At 36.5% G+C, this 26,810-nt stretch carries 26 protein-coding genes, 1 tRNA gene and 1 riboswitch; of the genes, 23 read left to right on the top strand and 4 right to left on the bottom strand.

The genetic code is table 11. From position 1 onward, the window contains the following. The first annotated feature begins 9 nt into the window (after positions 1-9). From groL to AB8S09_RS10885, 4 genes are all read left to right on the top strand, one after another. Entirely contained in the window at positions 10-1,653 is a 1,644-nt protein-coding gene (gene groL, locus AB8S09_RS10900) for a chaperonin GroEL (protein WP_294180185.1), read from the top strand. 166 nt (positions 1,654-1,819) lie between these two features. After that, positions 1,820-1,917: riboswitch (purine riboswitch) on the top strand. Positions 1,918-2,010: 93 nt separating this feature from the next. Then, complete coding sequence (gene guaB / locus AB8S09_RS10895) at positions 2,011-3,468, top strand: IMP dehydrogenase (protein WP_294180187.1); 1,458 nt, start codon at positions 2,011-2,013, stop codon at positions 3,466-3,468. Between the two features lie 93 nt (positions 3,469-3,561). Then, the gene (guaA, locus tag AB8S09_RS10890) at positions 3,562-5,094 is read left to right on the top strand and encodes a glutamine-hydrolyzing GMP synthase (RefSeq protein ID WP_369869108.1); all 1,533 of its coding nucleotides are present in this window, start codon (positions 3,562-3,564) and stop codon (positions 5,092-5,094) included. A 79-nt stretch (positions 5,095-5,173) separates the two neighbouring features. Then, positions 5,174-5,515, top strand: a complete 342-nt coding sequence (locus tag AB8S09_RS10885) for a winged helix-turn-helix transcriptional regulator (protein WP_294180193.1) — start codon at positions 5,174-5,176, stop codon at positions 5,513-5,515. 65 nt (positions 5,516-5,580) lie between these two features. Here the strand turns inward: AB8S09_RS10885 and AB8S09_RS10880 are convergent, their stop codons facing one another. Beyond that, positions 5,581-6,078 carry a flavin reductase family protein gene (locus AB8S09_RS10880; protein WP_294180194.1) on the bottom strand — a complete coding sequence of 166 codons (498 nt, stop codon included), beginning with the start codon at positions 6,076-6,078 and terminating at the stop codon, positions 5,581-5,583. 385 nt (positions 6,079-6,463) lie between these two features. On the opposite strand from AB8S09_RS10880, the gene AB8S09_RS10875 reads away from it, so the two are divergent. From AB8S09_RS10875 to AB8S09_RS10815, 13 genes are all read left to right on the top strand, one after another. Continuing rightward, a complete protein-coding gene (locus tag AB8S09_RS10875; RefSeq protein WP_294180196.1) occupies positions 6,464-6,658 on the top strand; it encodes a hypothetical protein in 195 nt (64 codons plus the stop codon). Positions 6,659-6,937: 279 nt separating this feature from the next. Beyond that, the gene (locus tag AB8S09_RS10870) at positions 6,938-7,174 is read left to right on the top strand and encodes a hypothetical protein (protein WP_369869107.1); all 237 of its coding nucleotides are present in this window, start codon (positions 6,938-6,940) and stop codon (positions 7,172-7,174) included. A gap of 96 nt (positions 7,175-7,270) precedes the next feature. After that, entirely contained in the window at positions 7,271-8,170 is a 900-nt protein-coding gene (locus AB8S09_RS10865) for a DMT family transporter (RefSeq protein WP_294180200.1), read from the top strand. 179 nt (positions 8,171-8,349) lie between these two features. After that, positions 8,350-9,702 (top strand): glucose-6-phosphate isomerase, encoded by a 1,353-nt coding sequence (locus tag AB8S09_RS10860; RefSeq protein WP_294180202.1) that lies wholly within the window; start codon positions 8,350-8,352, stop codon positions 9,700-9,702. A 165-nt stretch (positions 9,703-9,867) separates the two neighbouring features. Further along, positions 9,868-10,101, top strand: coding sequence for a hypothetical protein (locus AB8S09_RS10855; protein ID WP_294180204.1), 234 nt, complete (start codon positions 9,868-9,870; stop codon positions 10,099-10,101). 27 nt (positions 10,102-10,128) lie between these two features. After that, positions 10,129-10,554: a YaiI/YqxD family protein gene (locus tag AB8S09_RS10850; protein WP_294180206.1), complete on the top strand. Its 426-nt coding sequence runs from the start codon at positions 10,129-10,131 to the stop codon at positions 10,552-10,554. Positions 10,555-10,675: 121 nt separating this feature from the next. After that, positions 10,676-12,691, top strand: coding sequence for a triple tyrosine motif-containing protein (locus tag AB8S09_RS10845; protein ID WP_294180208.1), 2,016 nt, complete (start codon positions 10,676-10,678; stop codon positions 12,689-12,691). A gap of 57 nt (positions 12,692-12,748) precedes the next feature. Then, positions 12,749-13,420 (top strand): lytic transglycosylase domain-containing protein, encoded by a 672-nt coding sequence (locus AB8S09_RS10840; RefSeq protein WP_369869119.1) that lies wholly within the window; start codon positions 12,749-12,751, stop codon positions 13,418-13,420. 153 nt (positions 13,421-13,573) lie between these two features. Then, entirely contained in the window at positions 13,574-14,290 is a 717-nt protein-coding gene (locus AB8S09_RS10835; protein ID WP_294180210.1) for a pseudouridine synthase, read from the top strand. Positions 14,291-14,623: 333 nt separating this feature from the next. After that, positions 14,624-14,917 carry a YerC/YecD family TrpR-related protein gene (locus tag AB8S09_RS10830; protein ID WP_294180212.1) on the top strand — a complete coding sequence of 98 codons (294 nt, stop codon included), beginning with the start codon at positions 14,624-14,626 and terminating at the stop codon, positions 14,915-14,917. A 237-nt stretch (positions 14,918-15,154) separates the two neighbouring features. After that, the gene (gene pcrA, locus AB8S09_RS10825) at positions 15,155-17,395 is read left to right on the top strand and encodes a DNA helicase PcrA (RefSeq protein WP_294180213.1); all 2,241 of its coding nucleotides are present in this window, start codon (positions 15,155-15,157) and stop codon (positions 17,393-17,395) included. 37 nt (positions 17,396-17,432) lie between these two features. Next, the gene (ligA, locus tag AB8S09_RS10820) at positions 17,433-19,430 is read left to right on the top strand and encodes an NAD-dependent DNA ligase LigA (RefSeq protein ID WP_369869118.1); all 1,998 of its coding nucleotides are present in this window, start codon (positions 17,433-17,435) and stop codon (positions 19,428-19,430) included. A gap of 90 nt (positions 19,431-19,520) precedes the next feature. Then, positions 19,521-19,790: a hypothetical protein gene (locus AB8S09_RS10815; protein WP_294180215.1), complete on the top strand. Its 270-nt coding sequence runs from the start codon at positions 19,521-19,523 to the stop codon at positions 19,788-19,790. Positions 19,791-19,821: 31 nt separating this feature from the next. Here the strand turns inward: AB8S09_RS10815 and AB8S09_RS10810 are convergent, their stop codons facing one another. Further along, positions 19,822-19,986 (bottom strand): hypothetical protein, encoded by a 165-nt coding sequence (locus AB8S09_RS10810; RefSeq protein ID WP_294180216.1) that lies wholly within the window; start codon positions 19,984-19,986, stop codon positions 19,822-19,824. A gap of 175 nt (positions 19,987-20,161) precedes the next feature. Between AB8S09_RS10810 and AB8S09_RS10805 the strand changes: the two genes are divergently transcribed. Then, positions 20,162-21,772, top strand: coding sequence for a peptide ABC transporter substrate-binding protein (locus tag AB8S09_RS10805; protein ID WP_369869106.1), 1,611 nt, complete (start codon positions 20,162-20,164; stop codon positions 21,770-21,772). Between the two features lie 92 nt (positions 21,773-21,864). Here the strand turns inward: AB8S09_RS10805 and AB8S09_RS10800 are convergent, their stop codons facing one another. Beyond that, positions 21,865-22,008, bottom strand: coding sequence for a hydroxymyristoyl-ACP dehydratase (locus tag AB8S09_RS10800; protein WP_294180223.1), 144 nt, complete (start codon positions 22,006-22,008; stop codon positions 21,865-21,867). A 109-nt stretch (positions 22,009-22,117) separates the two neighbouring features. Further along, on the bottom strand, positions 22,118-23,515 hold the full coding sequence (locus tag AB8S09_RS10795) for a hypothetical protein (protein ID WP_369869105.1): 1,398 nt from the start codon (positions 23,513-23,515) through the stop codon (positions 22,118-22,120). A 94-nt stretch (positions 23,516-23,609) separates the two neighbouring features. Between AB8S09_RS10795 and AB8S09_RS10790 the strand changes: the two genes are divergently transcribed. The 5 genes from AB8S09_RS10790 (at position 23,610) to AB8S09_RS10770 (ending at position 26,657) form a co-directional block, all read left to right on the top strand. Further along, positions 23,610-24,602 (top strand): AIR synthase family protein, encoded by a 993-nt coding sequence (locus AB8S09_RS10790; protein ID WP_294180226.1) that lies wholly within the window; start codon positions 23,610-23,612, stop codon positions 24,600-24,602. Positions 24,603-24,653: 51 nt separating this feature from the next. Continuing rightward, the gene (rph, locus tag AB8S09_RS10785; protein ID WP_294180228.1) at positions 24,654-25,400 is read left to right on the top strand and encodes a ribonuclease PH; all 747 of its coding nucleotides are present in this window, start codon (positions 24,654-24,656) and stop codon (positions 25,398-25,400) included. Continuing rightward, complete coding sequence (locus AB8S09_RS10780; protein ID WP_294180324.1) at positions 25,397-26,011, top strand: XTP/dITP diphosphatase; 615 nt, start codon at positions 25,397-25,399, stop codon at positions 26,009-26,011. Before rph ends, AB8S09_RS10780 begins: the two co-directional genes overlap by 4 nt. Before the next feature lie 3 nt (positions 26,012-26,014). Continuing rightward, positions 26,015-26,485 carry a metallophosphoesterase gene (locus AB8S09_RS10775; RefSeq protein ID WP_294180230.1) on the top strand — a complete coding sequence of 157 codons (471 nt, stop codon included), beginning with the start codon at positions 26,015-26,017 and terminating at the stop codon, positions 26,483-26,485. Between the two features lie 96 nt (positions 26,486-26,581). Continuing rightward, positions 26,582-26,657: transfer RNA gene (locus AB8S09_RS10770), tRNA-Pro, on the top strand. The last annotated feature ends 153 nt before the right edge of the window (positions 26,658-26,810 follow it).

Here is a 26,810-nt window from a genome sequence, read left to right as displayed (position 1 = left end):
GGTTTTTTTATGGCAAAAAGTATTTTATTCGGTGAAGACGCAAGGGCAAAAATGCAGGACGGCGTCAATAAATTAGCAGACACGGTAAAAATTACCCTTGGACCCAAGGGAAGAAATGTAGTACTTGATAAAAAATTTGGCTCACCACTTATTACTAATGATGGTGTTACTATAGCAAAGGAAATAGAACTGGAAGATCCTTACGAGAATATGGGAGCACAGCTTGTAAAGGAAGTGGCTACAAAGACAAATGATGTAGCAGGTGATGGAACTACTACAGCAACTTTATTGGCCCAGGCTATAATAAGAGAAGGATTGAAAAATGTTGCAGCCGGAGCAAATCCAATGCTTATAAGACAGGGCATAAATATGGCTGTAGATAAAGCTGTAGAGGAAATAAAAAAGATTTCAAAAGCTGTGAAGGGTAAAGAAGACATAGCAAGAATTGCATCTATATCGGCTTCTGATGAAAAAATAGGTGAATTGATAGCTGATGCCATGGAAAAGGTTGGTCATGAGGGCGTTATAACTGTTGAAGAATCTAAGACTATGGGAACTGACCTGAGTGTAGTTGAAGGAATGCAATTTGACAGAGGCTATTTAAGTGCATATATGGTTACGGATACGGAAAAAATGGAAGCTTCATTAGATGATCCCTATATATTGATAACTGATAAAAAGATATCGAATATTCAGGAAATACTTCCACTGCTTGAAAAGATAGTTCAACAGGGAAGAAAATTACTTATAATTGCCGATGATGTAGAGGGCGAAGCTCTTGCAACATTGGTTGTAAATAAACTGAAAGGTACATTTACTTGTGTTGCTGTAAAGGCACCTGGATTTGGGGACAGAAGAAAGGAAATGCTTCAGGACATAGCAATACTTACGGGCGGTCACGTGATTTCTGAAGAACTTGGAAGAGACTTGAAAAACGTTGATTTAGACGATTTAGGAAGAGCTGAATCTGTGAAAATAGATAAAGATAATACCACTATTGTAAACGGAAGAGGAGATAAACAGGCTATTAAGGACAGAGTATCTCAGATTAGAGTACAGATAGATGAAACTACTTCTGATTTTGACAAGGAAAAATTACAGGAAAGACTTGCAAAACTTGCAGGTGGTGTAGCTGTAATAAATGTTGGAGCGGCAACTGAAACTGAACTGAAAGAGAAAAAAATGAGGATAGAAGATGCACTGGCAGCTACCAAGGCAGGAGTTGAAGAAGGCATGGGCCCCGGCGGTGGAACAGCTTATATCAATGCAATTCCAGAAGTTGAGAAATTAACTTCAGATATACCGGATGTAAAAGTTGGCATAGATATAGTGAGAAAGGCATTGGAAGAGCCAATCAGACAGATAGCAGCTAATGCCGGTGTTGAAGGTTCTGTAATAATTGAAAAAGTTAAAAACAGCAAAGTTGGCATTGGCTATAATGTGCTTACAAATAAATATATAGATATGGTAGAAAATGGTATAGTTGATCCTACAAAAGTTACAAGATCTGCACTTCAGAATGCGGCATCTGTGGCAAGTACTTTCTTAACTACAGAAGCGGCAGTAGCAGATATTCCGGAAAAGAATAATCAGACTCCTGGAGCACCGGGTGCGCCTGGAGCAGGCGGAGCTGGAATGAACGGAATGTATTAATTTCCAGGCTGTTGAATTTTAGTAACCCCTATCATTGGATACGGGGTTATTTTTTATATGCTGTTTTTGACTTGACATCAAATTTATATTGACAAAAACGAAAAAATTGAATAAAATAGTGTAAATAGTTAATAAGACAGATAGAAATATATCTAAATTTGTAACAAGAATAAATTTTTATCCATTTCATATATTTCCTCAATATGGCAGGAAGTATCTACCGGAAGCCGTAAATTTCCGACTATGAATGGAGTTGTTATAATAAAGCCATATTATATTCATTGCAGGTGAATTTAGTAGGGCTTTTTTGTTAAAGCATTTTAACAATAATATTATTTATTTTAGGAGTGATTTTAAGTGGCAAAAATTTTAAAAAAGGCCTATACTTTTGACGATGTACTTTTAGTACCAAATAAATCTGAAGTTTTACCAAAAGAGGTATCCGTTAAGACCAATTTAACTAAAAAAATAAAATTGAATATACCTCTTATGAGTGCCAGTATGGATACTGTTACCGATTCAAAAATGGCGATTGCCATGGCAAGAGAAGGCGGTATTGGGATAATACATAAAAATATGTCCATAGAGCAGCAGGCCGGAGAAGTGGACAAGGTGAAGAGACAGGAAAACGGAGTAATTACAAACCCATTTTATCTTTCGCCAGATAATAGCATAAATGATGCTCTGGCACTTATGAGCAAATACAGGATATCGGGTATCCCCATAACTACAAATGGGAAACTGGTGGGAATAATTACGAACAGGGATATAGTTTTTGAAGATGATTATGAGAAAAAAATTTCCCGGGTTATGACCAGCAGCGGACTCATAACAGCTCCGGAAGATACTACTATTGAAGAAGCTAAAAAAATACTTAAGACGCATAAAATAGAAAAATTGCCTTTAGTGGATGAAAATAATAATCTGAGGGGACTTATAACTATAAAAGACATAGAAAAAGTCAAAAGATTTCCTCAAAGTGCCAAGGACGACAGCGGCAGACTCCTTTGTGGTGCGGCGGTAGGTGTTACCAAAGACATGATGGATAGAGTGGATGAGCTGGTTAGGGCCGGGGTGGATGTCATAACTGTGGATACGGCCCATGGTCACTCTAAAGGAGTTTTAAATGCAGTCAAAACTATAAAGGAAAAATATCCGGAATTGCAGATTATTGCAGGAAATGTTGCAACTGGTGAGGCAGTTAGAGATCTGATAAAATCTGGAGCAGATTCAGTAAAGGTGGGTATTGGACCGGGTTCCATATGTACCACGAGAGTGATATCGGGAGTAGGAGTACCACAGCTTACGGCGATAATGGACTGTGTGGAGGAAGCAAATAAATTTGGCATCCCTATAATTGCGGACGGCGGTATAAAATATTCAGGAGACATAGTAAAGGCACTGGCCGCAGGTGCAAAAGTGGCTATGATGGGCTCTATGTTTGCAGGCTGCGATGAAGCTCCAGGTGAAACTGAAATATATAAGGGAAGAAGCTATAAGGTTTATAGAGGAATGGGTTCATTAGCTGCAATGGCTTGTGGAAGCAAAGACAGATATTTTCAGGAGGGAAACAAGAAATTGGTTCCGGAAGGAGTGGAAGGTAGGGTGCCTTGTAAGGGACCTGTAGCAGATACTATTTTTCAGCTTATAGGAGGAATACGTTCTGGAATGGGATATCTGGGAGCCCCTACTTTAAAAGATCTGTATGAAAAAGCTACTTTTGTAATTCAATCTTCTGCAGGGCTTAGGGAAAGTCATCCCCATGATATATCCATGACCAGAGAAGCACCCAACTATAGTGTAAGGCAGGAATAACCTGCTGAATTTATATATACATTATATGTTTTTAAATGGTATAATTTTATATTGATAATTATTTTAAGCGGTTAGGAGGAAATTAAAATATCTATGGATAAGCAGACAGTTGTTGTAGTGGATTTTGGGGGGCAGTATAATCAGCTTATAGCCAGAAGAGTTAGAGAAAATAATGTGTATTGTGAGATAGTTCCATATACTTGTCCTTTAAAGGATATAATAGATAAAAATCCCGGAGGCATAATATTTACCGGAGGCCCTAAAAGTGTGTATGGCAAAGGTGCACCTAAGATAAGCGGCAGTATTTTCAAACTGGGAATTCCCATTTTGGGAATATGTTATGGGCATCAATTCATATGTGCAAATCTTGGCGGAGAGGTTAAAAGTGCTCCGGTTAGGGAATATGGTAAAGCAGATGTGACTCTGGACAGCAGCAGTATATTGTTCAGTGGCATAGATGAGAAGCAGAGCTGCTGGATGAGTCATACGGATGTGGTGTCCCGTGCACCGGAAGGTTTTAAGATTATAGCTGCTACGGATGAATGTCCAGTGGCGGCGGTGGGAAATGACTCCAGAAAAATATATGGGGTCCAATTTCATCCCGAAGTCCAACATACTCCTTTTGGTAAAAAAATGATTGCAAATTTTTTATTTAAAATCTGTAATTTAAAGGCAGATTGGTCCATGTCTTCTTTTGTAGAAGACAAAGTTAAACTTATCAGAAAAAAAGTTGGGGACAAAAAGGTAATATGTGCCATGTCCGGCGGAGTGGATTCTTCCGTAGCAGCAGTTCTTGTACATAAAGCTGTTGGTAAAAAACTTACCTGTATTTTTGTAGATCACGGACTTCTTCGAAAAGACGAGGGAGATCAGGTAGAACATGTGTTTAAAAGACAATTTGATATGAATTTTATAAGGGTAAATGCCAGAGACAGATTTCTGAGAAAATTAAAGGGAGTATCTGATCCTGAAAAGAAGAGAAAGATAATAGGAGAGGAATTTATAAGGGTATTTGAAGAAGAAGCTAAAAAACTGGGTGAGATAGGTTTTTTGGTTCAGGGAACCATATACCCCGATGTGGTTGAAAGCGGCCTTGGAACTTCTGCGACTATAAAAAGCCATCACAATGTAGGTGGACTTCCCAAGAACATGAACCTTAAGCTTATAGAACCTTTAAGGGAGCTGTTTAAAGATGAAGTCAGGGCAGTGGGGGAGAAGCTTGGTTTACCTCATAAATTAGTATGGAGGCAGCCATTCCCCGGACCCGGGCTTGCAATAAGGGTTCTGGGAGAGGTAACTGAGGAAAAGCTTGAGATAACCAGAGAAGCAGATGCCATCTTTAGGGAGGAGATAGCCAGTGCAGGATTGGATGAATCCATATGGCAGTATTTTGCATGTCTTCCCAATATACGTTCTGTGGGAGTTATGGGTGACGAGAGGACTTACTGCTATACTGTTGCCCTTAGAGCTGTTGTTTCCACAGATGCCATGACCTCTGACTGGGCAAAGATACCCTATCCTGTATTGGATAGAGTGTCCAGGAGAATAGTAAATGAAGTCAAGGGTGTAAACAGAGTTGTATATGATATAACGAGCAAACCGCCTGCCACCATAGAGTGGGAGTAAATATGTAATATTGACTTCTATTTAATTATAATCTAGAATGTTATATTAGTTATATACCAAACTTAAGGAGAGCGTGAAAATGTCAATAGAAAATTGTAGTCCTACTGGTGTGGATATAAATCAGACAGGATTTGGATATACATTATCGCTAATTAATGGAAAGTATAAGATGATTATAATGTATTGGCTCGCGGAATATAAACCGGTAATGAGATTTAATGAACTGAAGCGCTGTTTGGGTACAATTTCGTTCAAAACATTAAGTAGTACGTTGAAAAAAATGGAGGCGGATCAGCTCATTATTAGAAATGAATATCCACAAATTCCTCCTAAGGTGGAATACAGTTTATCGGAACGTGGGAAATCCTTGATTCCGATTCTTGATATGATGTGTGCATGGGGAACAGCAAATCGGATTTGATTGTTTAAACGGAAAAAGCGGTGGTTTTGAAGTTGAACCGCCGTTTTTTTCTTTTGTTGATCTATTTATTTTGCCGGCCGTAAAGTATTATAACCATCCCACGCAAAGATGGCTTCTTTGGTGTTGTCACCATATATGTTATCCACGGTGCAGACATAAAAATAGCTGCCGCCTACATCTACTGTTTCAGTTAGGGTACTTTCAATGGCAAGATAGGTGCCAACAGGTATTTTTATGCTGCTATTTTCAACATCTGTCAGCTTAATACCGAACTCTTTTGCTTTATCTGTATTACGTCCGGATGCTGTGCCGCAGGAAAAAGCAGCTTTCGCAATTTCTGCACTCGGCATTGCTAAAATTACCTTTTTGTTTTTTCGTACCATTTCACCACTATAAGAATTCTTTCCCATTGAAAAGCCAATCATTGGGGGCTCATAGGACAGATAGGTATACCATGCTACTGTTGCCAGGTTGGTATTGCCGTTTGGTTTTTCGGTACAAACAAGCGTTACCGGATTTGGCGACGTTAGTTCGCATGCCGCATTAAGTGTAATTTTTTTCATAAAATTACCTCCCTTTAAATTTAGGTCTCATGTTTTTAATTGACATATTGACCTGTAACTATAATTATATTTTAAATGCGAATTTAATCAAGTACACACATTATAGTTATATACTAACCGAAAGGAAAGCATAAATGGTTTTGCACACCGATTGCCTTCCGGTAGACAAAAATAGTCCTTGCATATAACCCTAATTCAATATGTATAGTTTGTTAACATAAATATAAAAAATAAGTAAATTTGGTATCTTTCAAATATTACCAATATTATGCTATAATGTATTTAATAGTAATGGACCATGTTATATGGAATTTCCCCTTTCCATCATTACTTTGTGAGTGATTACAGGGAAGATAGATTGGCGCAATGGGAGGGGGTAATGTGAATGAACTTTTTCTTTTTGTGTATTGTAGTGCTTTCAATTACCGGAGTATTGAGCTTATCCATCATCTCAATTTTCTGCTATAAACAGGATAAGCTTAAAATGTTTTTTGAAAGCAAGGCTGGTATTTCAAAAGACAAAATTTTGACAGATGTTAAAGTTAAGATAGATAAACCTGAAAAAGAAAATAACAAGTAATTTTTGGAAGAAGTTGCTTGTCTATATATAAGTTCTTTCTCGTATAACATGATTTTGTGAATTTACAATTTCTCTGTAATTGCTCACCTACATACCTTTATTTCAATTTAAAGACAGCCGGTTGAATACGGGTGTCTTTTTGCGGGAATGTGTGGATTATGAATAGGTCTATAAAAACAATTATCAACCAGTAAATATTACCATATTCTTATTCCAGCAGGATATTATCATTATTTGTAGAAATTTAATAGATATAAAAATTGAGGAGGAAATGATGTTATGGATAAAGAAGATTTAAAGCAACAAATATTAGACATATTAAGAAAACATAATTACATAAGTGAGTTGAGCGAATGTCCGGTGGCTACTTTAAAATTCCTTTTAAAATTGGATACTTCTCTGATTTATGACGCTTTATGTGAACTTCAAGAAGAAGATAAGGTAATAAAAAGTTTTGAGCCGTCTGCCGGTAATTTGAATATGAAAATTAATGCGTCAAGATGGTATTTGAAATAATAGATAAAGGTAGGAAGATGGCTGTTTCATATTCTGTGAAACGGTCATTTTCTATTGTATAATAAATATAATGTTTTATGAAGGGGGATAATAAAGGTGAAAAATATAAGGGGAAGAGAGTCTCTGATTGCGGATATCTCCCTTCTAATGGTTGCGCTGATATGGGGAGGAGGCTTTATAGCTGCTAAAGTGGCCCTGCTGAGCATTACTCCATTTTATCTGCTGTCATTTAGATTTTTATGTTCCGGAGTTATTTTATATCTGATATTTTTTAAAAAGATGATGAGAATAGATAAAAAGAGCCTTGTGGCCGGAATCACCCTGGGACTGGTCTTGTTTGCGGGACAAACTTTTCAGACTGTTGGACTTAAATATACAACTGCCGGGAAACAGGCATTTTTAACTGCTTCCTATGCGGCAATAGTTCCTTTTGTCTCATGGCTGGTAAATAAAAAAACACCTAATATTTATGCTGTACTGGCCGGATTTTTAACTTTAATCGGAATAGGTTTTTTAAGTTTACGGCAAAATATATCTATAAGTTTTGGAGACAGTTTAACACTTCTTTTTACAGTGGTGTATTCTTTTCAAATAGTTTTAATTGGAATTTATGGCAGGAAAGGTATAAACCCCATACATTTAACAACGATACAACTATTGTCGGCAGGTGTGTTTACATTTATGGGAGCGCTTATGTTTGAACCTCCGGTACATGCTGTAGATAATAAGGGAATAATGGGAGTATTGTACCTGGTAATATTCAATACTACCATTGCATTTTTGGTGCAGAATATAGCACAGAAGTATACATCCGATACCCATGCTTCCATAATATTGTCCCTGGAATCAGTTTTTGGATGTTTTTTGTCTGTACTTTTACTGGGTGAAGTGTTTACAAAAAGAATGATTGTTGGATGCATAATTATATTCGTTGCAGTGATTTTGTCCAAAGTTGATAAATTGCACTCTTTGCCAGGTGGACAGCAGGAAGTGTGAAACACTTATCAATTGATGTAATTGGATCCATTTTTTACTTATAGTAATGCTATAATATATGTTAAGATATTGGGTAAATTATAGTTATAAATTAATATTTTTAAGATGAATTTAATAATGGAATTATATTATTTTTGTTAGACCAAGTCATAGATTCTGGAGGTGGAAAATCAACTGTGTTGAATAGAGGTATAAAATTGGATTTAAGCAAAGCTGTTCCATACATACAGGAAAAGGAAATTGCGGATATGCAGCCCGATCTTTCAATAGCCCATGACATGATAGAAAATAAAAATGGCAGTGGAAATAATTTATTGGGATGGGTCGACCTACCTAAATATTATGACAGAGATGAATTTAACAGAATAAAGGCTGCGGCACAAAAGATAAAGGAAAATTCTGATGCACTTATAGTCATAGGTGTGGGTGGTTCCTATTTAGGAGCCAGGGCAGCTATAGAAATGCTCTCACATAGTTTCAACAATGTGCTGTCGAAGGATAAGAGAAAAAATTTAGCTGTTTTTTATGCGGGAAATAACATGAGTTCAACCTATATGTACGATCTGGTTCATACTGTGGAGGAAATGGATTTATCCATAAATGTTATTTCAAAATCTGGCACCACTACAGAACCGGCTATTGCATTTAAGATATTCAAGAAATTACTCGAAGAAAAATATGGGAAGGAAGAAGCCAGAAATAGGATATATGTAACCACGGACAGCAAAAAGGGAGTCTTGAGAAAAATAGCCGATAGAGAGGAATATGAAACTTTTTCCATACCGGATGATGTAGGAGGGAGATATTCCGTACTTACATCGGTCGGGCTTTTGCCCATATCAGCTGCAGGTATAGACATAGATGAGATGATGAGAGGTGCAGAGGATGCATGTTTGGAATATAAAGTTGAAGATCTGCAGAAAAATCCTGCCTATCAATATGCAGCGGCTAGAAATATTCTCTACAGGAAGGGAAAAGTCATTGAAATGATAGTGAATTTTGAACCGTGCCTACACTATTTTGGTGAATGGTGGAAGCAGCTCTTTGCAGAGAGCCAGGGTAAGGACAACAAGGGCATATTCCCTGCCTCGGTAGATTTTTCTACGGATCTTCATTCGATGGGACAGTATATACAGCAGGGCCTTAGAATAATGTTCGAGACCTTTATAAATGTCGAGAAGCCCAGGAGAGAGATCCTCATAAAAAAGGACATTGAAGATCCTGACGGAATTGATTTTCTAGATGGTAAATCTATGGATTTTATAAACCATCAAGCTTTTAAAGGAGCTGTTTTGGCCCATAATAAGGGAAATGTTCCCGTGATAATTTTGAATGTACCTGAGCTGACTGCCTATTATTTTGGATATATGGTATATTTTTTTGAAAAGTCCTGTGGAATCAGCGGTTATTTGATGGGAATAAATCCATTCAATCAGCCTGGAGTTGAAGCTTACAAAAAAAATATGCTTGCCTTTCTTGGAAAACCGGGATATGAATATAAAAAAAAGAAATTGGAAGAAATATTAAACTGAAAAATTATCTTAATATGTCCTATTCTCAATATTTTATGACATTTGCAGGGTGCGTTGACAGTCAATCATATCATGTCCTATAATAGATAAAATAGATCAATTCTTAAGTTTGAATTTGCCTGTGGGGAGTATTTTCCCCACTAAATCTTATTGGGAGGATATTTTATGAAGAAGATGTTTGTTAAGTCATTAATAGTATTTATGATACTATTTTGCCTGCTGAATTATTTAAATATGTCGAGCCACAGTGCTGTGTCAATATTGAAGATGTTGGCCATTTCTATATTGTGTTCCCTGCCGCTTGCAGGACTTACCGTCCTGCTCAAGATCAATTTTTTAAAGAGCAATAAGAGAAAGTTGAAAGATAATAAAAAACGTAAAAAAAATAGTAAAAAATAAAAAAGGAGATAATAAATAATTTCAAATATGAAGATATTGGTGGATGCAGATGCTTGTCCAGCTAAGGACATAATAGAAGATGTTGCTAAAAAAAACAACGTCCCGGTGAAAATGTACTGTGATTTGAATCATGTTCTAAATTCAGATTACAGTACTGTGGAATATGTGGACAGTGGATTTCAAAGTGTGGATATGTCGCTTATAAATGATACCCGGAAAGGGGATATAGTTGTAAGCCAGGATTATGGTGTAGCGGCTATGGCTCTCGGCAAAGGCGCTTATGCAATAAGCCCCAAAGGTTATATATACGATGACAGCAACATAGACAAACTTCTTTTTGAAAGACATATATCTTCCAAAGTTAGGAGATCAGGGGGAAGGACTTGCAATCCTAAAAAGAGGACAAAAAAAGATGACTGCAGGCTTGAAGAAAATTTGCTTAAATTGATATAGTGGATTTTATTACAATTATAGTGAAAATGCGTAAAAATGCTATTACAAAATATGGAATTATAGTATAATATAAATTAGCAAATCCAATCTGAAGAATTATTTTACGTAGGGGATGATTTAGATGAATGAATTGACTATAAATTGTAGTTTGGAAAGTCCGCAGGAAAAGAAATCAAAGGTTATTATCAATGTAAATAATAACTTGAATCAGGAGCTTGTTTATAAATATATGGTGGGATGCAACGGAGTATGGGATGTTTTAAAAGATTTTACGGAAGATGAAAGGACAGAATGGATTCCTGGAAAAGATGGAAAGTACATATTGATGGTGCAGGGTAAAAAGGTAGATGGAGATAAGAGCTTTGATTATGTATCTAAAATGGATTATATAATAGGAAAATCTGAGGAAAAATTAATAAATAGAGTTTATCTGGACAAGGACAAGTTAAAATTGGGGGACAAGCTTAGTGTGACGGTTGACGCTGCTAAATTTCCCCTTTTGTTTAGATATTGGATAAGAATAAAAGACGAGTGGGAGATGGTAAAGGATTATTCTGCAGAAAATGTACTTTCCTGGGCAGTCAAAAATGAGGGAAAAGGTGAAATATTGGTAGAGTGTAAAGATCTCAATTCAAAAAATGATTTTGATGATTTTCAAAGTGTGGAATTTCATGTATATTCTTCAAAGAATATTGTAATAACTGATTTCAGGTGTTTGACATTGGATCTTTTAGAAGATTCGGAATTGATATTTCAGGTGGATTCGGAGCACGATAGTGACAGGACGGTACTTTATAAATTTTTCAAGATAAATTCTAGGGGAGAAATGAAATGTATCCAAAATTACTCTACTAAGAGGACGGTAAGTTATGTTGAAACGCAAAGCGGTGAATATAGACTTTTGTGTTTTGCGAAGGATATGTATTCCATGAATGAATTTGACGACAGGGCTGTTTTAAACTTTAAGGTAAAAAAATATAACAAGATCTATATAAAGAATTTTACTACGGATATGAATTACCCACAGCTGTGCGGCGTGGATATTACCCTGAAAGCGGATGTAATAGGCGGAAGGGAACTTCTGTACAGGTATGTGATTGAGGGAACTTTAAGTGAAGACTCGGGATATACCACCTGCGACAATTATGTCTGGAAAAGTAAACAACCTGGTAGATATAGGCTTATTCTGATGGTAAAGGACAGATCCTTTCAGGGGAATTATGAGGCAATAGAGTATTTGAATTATGTTATAGACGAGAGAAGTAGGGAACCGGTTAAAATTGAAGGTATAATTTTAAATAGGGATAACCCTGTGCTTAGGGGAAAAACTGTTAAGGCGAAGGTAAACGCTTCTGGAGGGTCAGATCTTAAGTATGGATTTATAATAAGAAGAGAAAAAGCAAGACTGAAAGTTATGGACTACAGCAGTGATAATTTCATGGAATTTATTCCGGAGAAAAGTGGAAGATATGAGCTGGAGGCTAGAGTGAAGGACAGCTACTCTGATAGAGAATATGACTGTCATCTAATAAGGAATATAGAAGTGCTTGACTACATTCCTGCTGTAATTGATTACATATTGTATCCTGTGAAAGACTTCTTTTTAGTAGGCGATAGAATTACCGTGAATTCTATAATTCAAAACACTGAAAATGTTGTTGTAAAATATGTGCTCAATATAAATGGACATGAAGTAGAAGAAACAGATTATATTTCTCAAAAAATGTACGTATTTATTCCCAAATACAGCGGCACATATGAAGTGGAAATTTTTGCAAGGAATGTTAAAAGTAAAAGAGAATTCGACTGTAAAAAGGAAGTTTCTGTAAAAGTAAAGGAAGCACTTCCTGTAACCGATACGAGGGTAACCTGCAGTAATTTGGAGTTCAGGTGTAACATGCCCGTGACTTTTACAGCACACAGTGAAGGCGGGAAAGATGTGGTGTATGAATTTTATATTATGGAGAGGGGGGACTGGAATCTGGTTCAGGGGTATAGTAAAAAAAATTACTATACGTACATTCCTTTTAACGAGGGAGAATATAAGGTGCTGGTTCTTTGTAAAAGTCAGCTTAATAAATCACCTTATGAAGACTACAGCATATTTTCTTTCAGCACTGTAAGCGGGGAGCCTTAAGTTTGAATATTTTATCACGATAAAAAAAAGGTAGTATATTTTTAGGTGGTGATAATGATGGGTGTAGATAACATAAATTCTGTAAATCAAAATGGAGATCTCCAGAAAGTCATGAAGCTGGAGATGATGACGGAAATATTTAAAGAGGCTCTTAAAGATGAGGATTCCTTTCAAATTGTTATGGAAAGTCTGACAAAGGCATTGTCTGACAGCACCGGAAACATAGACCTGTCTAAATTATCCCTGGACGATGGGGACCTGAGCAAACTGGGATATGGTGCGGGGGAAAGATTGAATAACGTATACAATAGTGTGAAAAGCGATGTGAAAAGCGGCAATTCAAGCATTGACGAAGCAGTGGAAAAGGCTTCAAGAAAATACGGTGTTGATGAAAACCTGATAATGGCAGTTATAAAACAGGAGTCCGGTTTCAACCCGCAGGCCAAATCTTCTGCCGGCGCTATGGGACTCATGCAGCTTATGCCTGGAACGGCCAGTCAGATGGGAGTTACAAATCCCTATGATGTGGATCAGAATGTAGATGGGGGAACAGAATATCTGAAAGATATGTTGAATATGTTTGGAAATTCCAAAGAACTTGCCCTTGCGGCATATAACGCAGGACCCGGAACTTTACAGAGCAGGGGAGTGGAAAACAGCTCGGATATTGCCAAACTGCCTTATGAAACGAGAAATTATGTCCAGAAAGTTATGCAGTACTATGGATAATGAAATTATATAATTGTGAAATACAGAACTCAGCTTATATATTTATTTATAAACTGAAAACACTAAGCTTTGTGCTTGGTGTTTTTTATTGTATATGATTTGATTTAAACTGGAAAAATACTTATATTATTATATAGAGAGGAGGGGATTAAAGTGGACAGATTGGATAAAATACTGTCTAATTTAGGATATGGTACGAGAAAGGAAGTAAAATCCATAATAAAAAATGGGGGAGTCAGAATAGATGGGACAACAGTGAAAGACAATTCAAAGAAGGTAGATCCCTGCAGCTGTAAAATAGAAATAGCAGGTAAGGATGTGGAATATAAGAAATATATATACATCTTGATGAACAAACCCTGTGGAGTTGTGTCTGCAACATTTGACAATTTCGATGAGACGGTCATAGATATTTTGGAACCCAGATATCAAGTTTTTAAGCCATTTCCTGTGGGAAGGCTGGATAAAGACACCAGGGGGCTGCTTTTGATTACCAATGATGGAAAATTAAATCACAGACTTATATCCCCTAGAAATCATGTGAACAAGGTATATTATGCCGAAGTAGATAAACCGCTGGGGAAATTTGATGTTGATAAATTTAAAAAGGGAATAGTGTTAAAAGACGGATATAAGTGCATGCCTGCGGAATTGAACATTATAGAATCTGCAGAAAATGGCTCCAGGGCAGAAGTGACCGTACAGGAAGGAAAATTTCATCAGATCAAAAAAATGTTTGATTCTCTAGGAAAAAATGTGCTTTATTTGAGAAGAATACAATTTGGACCGATAAAATTAGAGGACAATTTAGAGGAAGGAGAATATAGAGAATTGTCTAAAGATGAAATTGAAAGCATAAAGATAATTTAAATATAAAATTTTTTTATTCATAACTTGATATTTTATTGTAGTTTTACTATAATAAAAGTGCAACAATAAATAAAAGGAATAATAGCCCCCTTTTTATTTATGAGCAAACAGTCCATGCCCCAATGGACTGTTTTAATTTTATAATTGTGTTTTTATATGAAATTTCCTTAATTAATTTCGGCAATATTGGGGGAATTTATTTATTTTACCAGTGAATATAATTCAATATGCTATATTGCAAAAATATTTGTAGTTTTGTGGATTAATGTTTTAATACGTGATAAAATTAAATAAGAACACTAGATAAACATACATGAATAAGGAGTGGCGTTCATGGGAGAATATAAATCCAAATTACAAAGTAAAGAAATGGATTATTTATGCGAAGCGGTACTGTGCTTGAAAACAAAGGAAGAGTGCTACAGGTTTTTTGATGATATATGTACCATAAATGAAATAAAATCTTTGGAACAGAGGCTCCAGGTTGCAAAAATGTTGAACAATAAAAAAACATATCTGGATATTGCGGCTGCAACGGGAGCCAGTACGGCTACTATAAGCAGAGTCAATAGATGCCTCAATTATGGAAGCGATGGATACAAAATAGTATTGGGAAGATTAAAATAAAATATTTCCGTTATAAGTTAAATTTGAATGTGTTGATAAGTTGTCTCAGCACATTTTTTGTGCCTTATATGATTAAAGTACCGCTAAAATGTTATAATATTAGACATGAAGCAGATATGTTTGTGCGCTCCGGGTTTGTATGCTGCATGGCAAGCGGCATAAATTTCGGGCTGTGCATTTTAAACTGCAAATTGCTTATTGTACTTTGTATAAATACAATAAATAGGAGTGAATTTTATGGATTTGAAAAGTCTTTTAAACCGGGAACAGTATGAGGCAGCAACGACAATAGATGGTCCATTGCTTATTTTAGCTGGGGCGGGATCTGGAAAGACGAGAGTTCTCACTTACAGGGTAGCTCACATGATTGAGGATTTAGGCATATATCCCTCGGAGATACTGGCCATAACCTTTACCAACAAGGCGGCCGGAGAAATGAAGGACAGGATAAGGGGACTTGTTGGAAATGAAGTGGAAGGGATGTGGATATCCACATTTCATTCGAGTTGTGTGAGAATATTGAGGAGAGAAATAGATAAGCTCGGATATAATAAGAATTTTGCCATATACGACAGTTATGATCAGAAGGTACTTGTAAAACAGTGTATGGAAGAACTGGATATAAATGACAAGGATATAACGGACAGAGAGATAATAAATAAAATCAGCGGGCAGAAGGATATTCTTGTATCTCCGGAGCAGTTCAAAAAGGAAAATGAGGGAAATTTTAGAACTAATAGGATTGCAGACGTCTATTTGTTGTATCAAAAAAAATTAAAGGACAATAATGCCCTGGACTTTGATGATCTTATATATAAAACTGTCCAGCTTTTTAAGGATTATCCGGAGGTGCTGGGGTTTTACCAGAGAAAATTCAAATATATAATGGTAGATGAATACCAGGATACCAATAGATCTCAGTACGAGTTTATCAGGTTGCTGGCTCAGGGTTATAAGAATATATGTGTAGTTGGAGATGACGACCAGTGCATCTACGCCTGGAGAGGGGCGGATGTGAAAAATATATTGGATTTTGAGAAGGATTATCCAAATGCAAAGGTGATAAAATTAGAGCAGAATTATAGATCAAAGGGCAATATATTGAGAGCGGCCAATGATGTTATAAGCAACAATACCTACAGAAAGAAAAAAGTGCTTAGGACTGAAAATGAAAACGGGGACAAAATAAAATTATACAGGGCTTATTCTGACATGGACGAGGGAAGGTATGTGGCTTTCAAGATAAAGGATATATTAGCCAGAGATAAGGGGAAACAGTATAAGGACTTTGCAGTACTGTACAGGACAAATGCACAGTCCCGTATTTTTGAGGATGCCTTTATGAAGGCCAATATACCTTACAGGATAATTGGGGGTCTCAAATTCTATGACAGAAAAGAAATAAAGGATATTATGGCATACCTGAAATTTATAAATAATCCTCTGGATGACATAAGCTTAAAGAGGATAATAAATGTCCCCAAAAGGAGCATAGGAGATTCTACAGTCCAAAAAATACAGAATTTTGCCAGCTCCATGGAAGAATCACTGTACAATGTGATTCTGGACGTGGACGAAGTATCTAGTTTGTCTAAGAGAAGTGTGAATTCCATAAAGAAATTTGTGAGTATAATAAACAGTTTTATTAAAAGCAGGGATAAGGTGCCTGTTTCGAGCCTTATAAAGGAGATATTGGATATAACGGGATATTTGGAGGGACTCAAAGACAGTGAGGAAGCGGATAATGTAAGCAGGGTGGAGAACCTCAAGGAACTTGTATCGGCTGCATCTGAATTTGAAGCCGTTTCCGAGGACACTTCCCTTTCTGCATTTTTGGAGAAGGTAACGTTGGTTTCGGATATAGATAATTTTGATGAAGATGCCGATTCCGTTGTGCTTATGACCGTGCACAGTGCTAAGGGTCTTGAATTTCCGATAGTGTTCATGGTAGGAATGGAAAACGGCATATTTCCGGGAATGCAGTCCCTGGATAATCCCAAGGAAATGGAGGAGTCGAGGAGGCTCTGCTATGTTGGCATAACCAGGGCAAAGGAACAGCTCTATATGACTTCGGCTGAAACAAGGCGGGTATTTGGAAGAATGGTTTCATATGAGCAGTCTAATTTTATAGACGAGATATCCAGAGAATTGAAAGAATATGATACTGTGGGAAAAAGCAGGATCAATAACTTCCCGAATAATGTTTTAAATAATAATGATTTTTTATGGAAGAAGAGATCAAATTCGAGGAATTTATCGGAACCTTCAGGAGTTTCTGCTGAAAAAGATATCTCCAGTGACAGGTATTTGAAACCTGATGGCATAAGAGAAGGTATAAAAGTTAGACACAGTAAATTTGGTGTGGGAACTATTGTAAGCGTGTCAAGAAATGGGAGCGATATAAAACTTACCATAGTTTTTGACAAAATGGGAATAAAGAATTTGATGTACGGGATAGTACCACTGGAAGCTGTATGAAAATATATTTTTCCCAATTTACTTATGAGGTGATATGATGAGCGATGACATTGTACGCAGGATAAATGAAATTATAAAAGAATTGAACAAATATGCTTATGAATACTATGTTGAAGATGATCCGAGTGTTTCAGACAAAGAATATGATATGAAGTATGACGAACTTGTGAAACTGGAAAAGGACACAGGAATTGTTTTCCCCTATTCTCCCACACAGAGAGTGGGAGATACGGTACTGTCACAATTCCAGAAGTATGTACATAGAGGCAGGTTGTGGAGTCTTGATAAGGCACAGAGTGTAAGTGCCATAGAGGAATGGCACAGGAAAAACGAGAGAATTGTAAATAATTATAATTTGACCCATGAAGATAAATTACCCAAACTTGAGTATGTGCTTACCAAGAAGTTTGACGGACTCACGATAAATTGCACTTATGATGAAAATGGGATGCTGATAAAAGCGGCAACTAGAGGTACAGGCATTGTAGGGGAAGATATAACCGCACAGGTAAAAACCATAAAATCCCTTCCCCTCAAGATAGATAATCACAGTTTGGTTGAGATACACGGAGAGGCCGTTATGACTAAAAGGGCTTTTGAACATTATAATGAGAAAGCCAAGGTACCTCTTAAAAACCTCAGAAATGGTGCTGCCGGGGCTCTCAGAAATCTGGACATAAGAGAGACTGCAAGGAGAAATCTTTCGGCATTTTTCTATGACGTAGGTTATAATGAAGGCAAACCTTTTAAGAGTTATGTGGGAATGATGAATTTTATAAGAAAAATGGGGCTGCCCCAGGATGATTACCTCAAAGTGTGCACAAATATGGATGAGATAAAAAAAGAACTGGAATATATACACAGTATAAGGGATGAACTCCAGTACGATATAGATGGAGTGGTAATAGTAATTAACGATGTAAGGACAAGGAGAGTTCTCGGATATACCGTCAAATTTCCAAAGTGGGCCATAGCGTATAAGTTTGAAGCTGAAGAAATTACTACACGGCTTTTAAGTGTGGAGTGGAATGTGGGCCGCAGCGGAAGGGTGACACCTACTGCTGTTCTGAAACCGGTGGAACTTGGTGGGGCTACAGTGAAAAGGGCCACTTTGAATAACATGGACGATATAAGAAGAAAGGGAATAAAAATAGGCTGTAGGGTGTTTGTAAGAAGATCAAATGATGTAATTCCGGAGATCACGGCAGTAGTGGAAGATGGCAAGCCGGATGAGACTAAAGAGATAGAAGCCCCTGAAGAGTGCCCTTATTGCGGCAGCAGGCTAATAAAGGACGGAGTTCACTATTTTTGTGAAAACACTCTTTCCTGTAAGCCCCAGATGGTAAAGAGCATAGTCCATTTTGGGAGCAGGGAGGCAATGGATATAGAAGGGTTTAGTGAAAAAACGGCGGAACAGCTTTTTGAAAAATTAAACATAAAATCCATACCTGACTTATACAGGATTAGAAAAGAAGATTTGATGACCCTGGATAAATTTGGAGAGAAAAAATCTCAAAATCTGATAGATGCCGTAGAGAAGAGCAAGGACTGTGATCTGCCGTCTTTTATATATGCCCTGGGAATACCGAATGTGGGCAAAAAAACTGCTTCTGATCTCTGCAAAAAATTTAATACGCTGGAAGACATTCAAAAATCTGAACTGGAGGATCTTACGTCAATTCAGGACATAGGAGAAACAGTTGCAAAAGGTATAATAGAATTTTTTAAACAGGATAATATAATAAAGAATATAAAAGAATTATTGGAATTGGGTGTTAAGCCGCATTTTGAGAAGACCGCTGTAAGGGAAAACGAATTTAAGGGAAAAACTGTGGTGGTTACAGGGAGCTTGAAAGGTTATACAAGATTGGATATAAAGACAAAACTGGAATCACTTGGAGCCAAAGTTTCCGGAAGTGTCAGCAGAAAAACGGATTTTGTTATAGCAGGTGAATCCCCTGGAAGCAAGTACGAAAAAGCAGTCCAGCTGGGAGTCAAGATAATTGATGAAAATCAGTTTGAAAATATGCTATAAATATTTACAAAACAATTAAAGTGAGTTATTATAAAAATAGTTTTGTTATATTGGATAATTAAACTTCAGGTAAAATCTGTGGAGGAAAAAATGAAAAAAGCTATAAGTTTATTAGGATGGATAGGTGTTGTATTTACTATCGTTGCATTGATATTAACACTCCTCACTACGTATCATTTTACATATGTAAAGTATTTTAATGATTATTATACGCTGCAGTGGAGCATATTTGGAACTATGATAATATGGGCTGTTAATATGATAGTCTTTAGAACTAATTTTAGAAATATAGTATATCCTATAACTTGTATAGTAATAGCCTGTGTAACAATGTTTTTTATGCATATGAAAGTTTTCTAAATGGTTATAAGACAATCTTAGGAAGATTGCCTTATTTTTTTGAAATCATATGTATATATTGTGCCAGCTTTTCCAGAATGTAATTTTTATATTTTAACTGTGACAGAGCTTGCTTAACAGTTATAAATCCCCAGATTGAAACGAATATGATGGTACACATGGTCAGTATGCCGAAAATTTCTATTACAAGTAACATTTTACACTCCTCCATATAATTAAAATCTCAAGGATATAAAAGTGCCTAAAATATACATAGACATTATATCATAAAAAATTTATATAAAAAAATATATAATGCAATTTGATTATTTTTATAATAACTGACAATAATTTAAACTGTATTCCATTATCATTAAAGTAAGGAGATATATATGAAGAAACTTATCTGTATAATGTCCATTATATTAATAATTTCGATTATTTCCATAACACTGATAGGGGGCTCTCTGAAAAAAAGGGTTCAGGAGGCCGGGAGCAGCGACTATAAAGATAGTCTGGTATATAATATGGGCAAATTACCTGAAAATTTGATAATGCTCAATTCCAGCAATGTGAGGCAGAAAGATATACTTGCAAATACATTCGAAGGCCTTGTGGACAGTGATGAAAATGGAAAAATAATTCCTGGACTGGCAGAGGATTGGAGTGTAGATGAAAGTGGAACTAGCTATACTTTTAAGATAAGAAAAGATGCCAGGTGGAGTGATGGTTCCCCTATTACCGCACATGACTTTGTGGATTTTTTCTCCAGTATATTAAACAAGGACATGGACAATATATATGCCAAACAGTTGAATTGTATATTTGGGGCGGAAAAATACAGGCAGGGCAGATGCAATTTTGAAGATGTTGCTGTAAATGCCGTGGATACAAGGACCCTGCGCATAAGGCTGAATTATCCCTGCAATTATTTTTTGAATATACTTGCACAACCTGTGTATTCCCTCAGGAATATTGATTACAAGCTTGTGAACTGGAAAAAAAATTATAAATCAATACTTTACTCCGGAAGTTTTGTAATAGATAGGATATCTCAGGACGGCAGTGTTATTCTGAAGAAAAATAACAGCTACTGGAATAAATCCCGGGTAAAGAGCAGTAAAATAGTGCTTACATCATTAAATACCAGTGAAAGTGCATTGGCGGCTTTCGAGAAGGACAGGATAAATGTGTTTACCAATCCTCCTTTAGGTGAAATAAAAAATATAAAAAATAAAGTAAATTACATAACTTCACCTAGACTGGAGGGAAAGGGCATAGTATTCAATATGAAAAAGAAAAATGTAACGTCGGAAGCTGAATTTAGAAATTTTGTGTCTCTGGTGGTTGACAGGGGTAATATAGTAAAGAATATATTGTATGATACTGCCTCCGCAGCTGATTCCTACATACCGGATTATGTAAGCGATGGACTAAATGGCAGGTTCATGAATAGGGTGTTTTTTCAGAATACATCACAGAGGGAAAGTGCTGTGGAGACAATTAAGAATTTAAATTATGACAAGAATAAACATCTTGTATTCATATATGTGGATAGTGTAGAGAATAAAAAAGTGTGTGAGAACATAGCTGAAAATATTGAGAAGGCTTCTGGAATAACTGTGGACTGCCGTGGATATGAATCGTCCAGGTTTAATCAGCAGTTGAAAGGTGGATATTATGATATGGCAGAAATAGACTACAGGGGAGACTATGATTATCCGCTGGCGTTTTTGAATATGTGGAGTTCTTCTTCGGCCTATGGTTTATGTGGGTACAGAAATGAGAAGATAGATAATGAGTTGATGGATGCAGTATTCCAAAAAGATAACTCTCAAAGAATAGAGATATTTAGAGATATAGAAAGTGACTTGGCCCAGGATATGCCGATGGTGCCTCTGTATTTTGAAAATACGGTTATCGTTTCAAAAACTTACATCTCAGGTGTCTATGCGGATAAATTAGGTAATATAAAGTTGGATAGGGCTTATCTGGTTCATTGATTATTCCGGCCTATCATAAATGGAAATTCTTAGGCTTAAGTGAAGGAAGATATTTCTTTATTCCGCTTAAACCTAAGAATAGTTTCATTGTTTTATTTTTTACCTGATTCTTTTGGAGAAAAGTACATGCAATTTGTCTTTTGGGATGGAATATCTTCAATAGAAGTAATGTGGTTCAGAGTACATTTCCCGTTTTTCTCGTGTATACATTTTTCAGAGCAGTTAATATTCATCATTTGCCTATCACCTTCCTTATAAAGAATCAGGTTAACCTTTAAGTTTAACTGGCTTGTACTGGAGTGATATTATTATATCCCAAAGGTAAAAGATTTATCCTTCTGAATTTTAAAATGAAAGTTTCATCCTGGGATTTAGAAAGTGCAGCACGGTAAAAAATATGAACATGTTTTTATATGCGTCAAATGAAACTTTTATGGATTTGAATCTTTTCTTTTTCATACTGTAAGTTACGTATTTGCAGAAAACGGGTGCTATTTCACAAGCTTCGGGAGATGGAACTGAAGACGTCCTGAAATTTTGCTCGTCTATTAGATCTTCTGATTTGAGAGAAAAATTTCTATATCGTTCTACATTATTTAGGTCGGGAGCCTCCGGCCAGCTTAAGATCATACCTGAATCTATAAGTTGGCGCTTGAATATATCCAGTACTACCAGGCTGTTTTTATTTCTATTTTTATATATGTCTACATTTAGCAGAAAAGCCATTAAGTACAGAATGACCTCGAGACATGTAAATTCCGTATTTTTTTTGGATGTATTTTTTATAAACAGTCCTTTTTCCGAATCATAAAGTTTTAAGAGTTTTTCAAATATGAAATCTGCATTGTCTTTGTACTTTATGAAATTCGTATATTTGTATATCATTATAAAATTTATATAATTCAGGGAGTCATTTTCCACATTTGTTTCCTTTATCATGCCTGACTGGGAATTTGTGTGGTAAAATTTTTCAAAAATGAGTTCTGATATGTCAAGTATCAAGTCTTTGCACCTATTGTCTCTGGAATACCCGTAGAATATATTTAGTGCAAAACATAATTTTGTAAGCTCTTCAAAGGATAATTCGTATAGATCATTTCTTGAATCAATAAGCATATCTAGAATGTCGAAGGAAAAATTTTTTAAATCCTCTTTTTCCTCACCGTCCATTAAAGTGCTGCACCTGTAATATGCGGCCATTAATAGAGCTTGAGATGAAAATTTGAATTTCTTATGTTTATCTATGAATTTGATCTCTCCCGGATTTGATCCGCTTTCGCATTTCTTATCTACGAATATACCTTCACTGTTTCTGAAATATGATGCATAGAATTCAAGTTGTTTTTTACTCAGAGAAGTATAGAGTTTTCCCAAATTATATTTATTTTTATCTATATTGTGAAAGGAATTGTAGTAATCTGAAAGCTCCATCAAACATAAAGTCATAAATGCATTGCTGTCTATGTTTATTTCCCTCTTGAATTTATCATCGTTCCAACACAGCTTGTCGTTTATATTTACGAGAACAGGATTTGCCTTTCTATAAATACATAAAAGTGGAGAAAGATTTTTAAATGTGTTAATATCAAAATTGGAGGCAATTCCTTTAACTGAAGTGAGAACTCCGCATTTTGAGTGTAGTACGATATCTTTTAAAGATTCTTTTGAAAAATAAAACAGCTGTTGTTTGACATTAGTGGGTTTTATTTTATTGATTTTTAAGAAGGGTCCTATATATTTCAAAATATTTACACCTACCATAAATTAATCCCTATATAGATAATATGAAAGTAGGTTTGAAATAGTGAATGTTTATTTTAGAAAGGAAGAAAATTTTATGAAAGTTGGAAAATTGGATTGGAAGGATTTGAAATCCATAATAGATGAAAACAGAGCGGTTAAAAGGAAGGATGTCAGGATAAGGAGCGGCATAGGAGAGGACTGCAGTGTTGTAAATTTTGGAGACAAGGAATGTATTGTTTCAACGGATCCCATTACCGGTGCCGGTTTAAACAGCGGTAGACTGGCAGTACATATAAACTGCAATGATATAGCTTCCTGCGGCGTGGAGCCGGTAGGAATTCTAGTTACAATTCTGGCTCCTGAAGATTCCCGCCTGGAAGATATAAGGCAAATCATGAGAGAAATGAGCAGTGAGGCAGGAAAACTTGATGTGGAAATATTGGGCGGACATACCGAGGTAACCAAAGCTGTAAATAAAATGGTTATTTCTTGCACTGTAATAGGAAGGGGAGACAGGGGAAAAGCTGTGTCTACCTCGGGAGCAAGGGAAGGTGACGATATAGTTGTAACGAAATATTTGTGCCTGGAGGGTACCAGTATTGCGGCAAATGATTTTGAAGGGAAACTTAAAAACATACTTACGTCCGCTGAAATAGATGAAGCTAAGAATTATATAAATTATATAAGTGTGGTTAAAGAGGGAGTATTGTCCGGGAAATTCGGAGTAAATTCCATGCATGATATAACTGAAGGAGGACTTTTAGGTGCACTCTGGGAGGTTGCCAAAGCAAGTGAGGTTGGTTTTAAAATATATGAAGACAAGGTACCTCTAAGGGAAATCACATTGAAAATATGCAAAAAATATTCCATAGATCCCCTTAGATTTATTTCTTCAGGCAGCATGCTCATTACTACCGAAAGAGGAAGGGAGCTGGTTCACATGCTGGAAAACTGCGGTATTAAGGCCAGCATTATAGGTAAAATCACCGGGAATTCATATATGATGGTTGGCAGAGACGGAGTACAGCACCAGGTGGAGCCCCCCCAGAGTGATGAATTATTTGTATTGGAAGAAAAATTAAAATAATTGATGTATAATTGATCTAAGAAGATACAGTTTTGGTTTTGGAGGAGAAAAATGAGAGTCGATGGTAGAAAATATGATCAAATTAGGCCTATAAAAATAACGAGAAAATATACAAAATATGCAGAAGGCTCTGTACTTATGGAAACCGGTGATACAAAGGTTATATGTACTGCATCCATAGAGGATAAGGTTCCGCCTTTCCTGAAAGGTAAGGGTCAGGGCTGGATAACTTGCGAATACAATATGCTTCCCAGGGCCACTCAGGTTAGGAAGATAAGAGACATAACCAGAGGTAAAATTGACGGAAGGACTATGGAAATACAGAGACTTATAGGTAGGGCACTGAGATCTGTAGTGGATTTGAAAGCTATAGGAGAAAAGACCATATGGGTTGACTGTGATGTGATCCAGGCTGACGGCGGTACCAGGACGGCTTCTATATCCGGGGCATTTGTGTCGCTCGTGGATGCTGTAAATGTACTGCACAGGAGATCACCTTTTAAAATCTACCCCATAAGAGATTTCGTAAGTGCCGTAAGCGTAGGAATTGTAGATGATGTGAAAATGCTGGATTTATGTTATCTGGAAGATTCCAGGGCCAAGGTGGACATGAACATAGTAATGACGGATTCTGATGAAATTGTAGAGATACAGGGTACTGGAGAACGGAGCCCGTTTACGAAAGAAGACTTGAAAGAGCTCATGGCATTGGGAGAGAAAGGCATAAGAAATATGATTCGAGCCCAAAAAAACAGTTTGAAGATGGACTCCTTGTGGATAGGAACGGGTGGTGAATAGTGAAAGAATTAATAGTGGCAAGTAATAACCCTAATAAAATAAGGGAGATCAAACAGATATTATCCCAATATCCTATGAGAATTTTGTCTATGGGTGAGATTGGGGTGAATATAGATGTCGATGAAGATGGAACTACATTTATGCAGAATGCCTATAAGAAAGCTAAGTCGGTATATGATTTTCTGGGGCGGAGATTTATGGTACTGGCGGATGATTCGGGCCTTATGGTCAAAGGGCTGGATGGAGATCCGGGAGTACATTCTGCGAGATTTGCAGGTGAACATGGGAATGATGAAAAAAATAACGAAAAACTTCTGAGGCTCCTGAAAAATAAAAATACGGACAGCAGGATGGCAAAATTTTTATGTGCCATGGTTCTGATACTGGAAACTGATAAGATGATTGAAGTGCAGGGAGAAATAAAAGGGGTGATTTGCAAGGAGGAAAGAGGAAACAATAAATTTGGCTATGACCCTCTATTTTATGTACCGGAGTATGGCATGACCTTTGGAGAAATGCCTGCCAAACTGAAGAATTCTATAAGTCATAGGGCGAAAGCACTGGAAAAATTGAAAATCGAATTGGGAAAATACATTGAGAAGAAGGTATGAGATTTGCAGATAGGAGTAATAAGTGATACTCATAGAGACAGAAAATTTGTTGACAGGGTTAAAAATGTTTTTTTCGATATGGATGTTATCATTCACCTGGGGGATAATGTTCAGGATGTTTTGCGGATTGAGAGATTTTTTAAGAAACCTGTGATTAATGTGAAGGGAAATTGTGATTTCTCCGTAGGTGTCCCCAGTGAAAGAGTTGAAATCATGGAGGGCAAAAAATTCTTTATAACCCATGGGCACAGATATGATGTCAAATATGAACTTACCAAGTTGAAATATAAAGCTTTAGAAGAAGAAGCTGATGTAGTTTTATTTGGACATACACATATATCCACGATAATTCATGAAGGTGGTATATGGTTTGTCAATCCAGGGAGCCCATCTGTACCTAGAGATGGGTTTAACAGCGTTGCGGTAATAAGTTTGGAAAATGGAATTATAACTCCTGAGATCAAAAGAGTGTAAATAAAATGAAAAAAATTTCAATTGGGTATTGACGAATCCATATATATCGTGTAGAATAATTAATGTTGTCGAGAGTTTGAAAAGGCTTCTAGTTGTCGGGGTGTAGCGCAGATGGGAGCGCGCGTGGTTTGGGACCATGAGGTCGCAGGTTCAAGCCCTGTCACCCCGACCATTCAATTGATTGAGTATGCTCTGTGTATGAATTTTGACTTCAGGCAAAGCTAAATTAATTTTATGGTTGTTAAAACGGCATCACTTAATATTGAATGGACAAATTTCATGCGGGTGTAACTCAATGGTAGAGTGCTAGCCTTCCAAGCTAGTT

Origin of the sequence: Clostridium lapidicellarium, assembly GCF_041224415.1 — a bacterium.
GTDB lineage: Bacteria > Bacillota > Clostridia > Clostridiales > Clostridiaceae > Clostridium_B > Clostridium_B lapidicellarium.
This window is presented reverse-complemented; position numbering and strand designations above follow the sequence as displayed.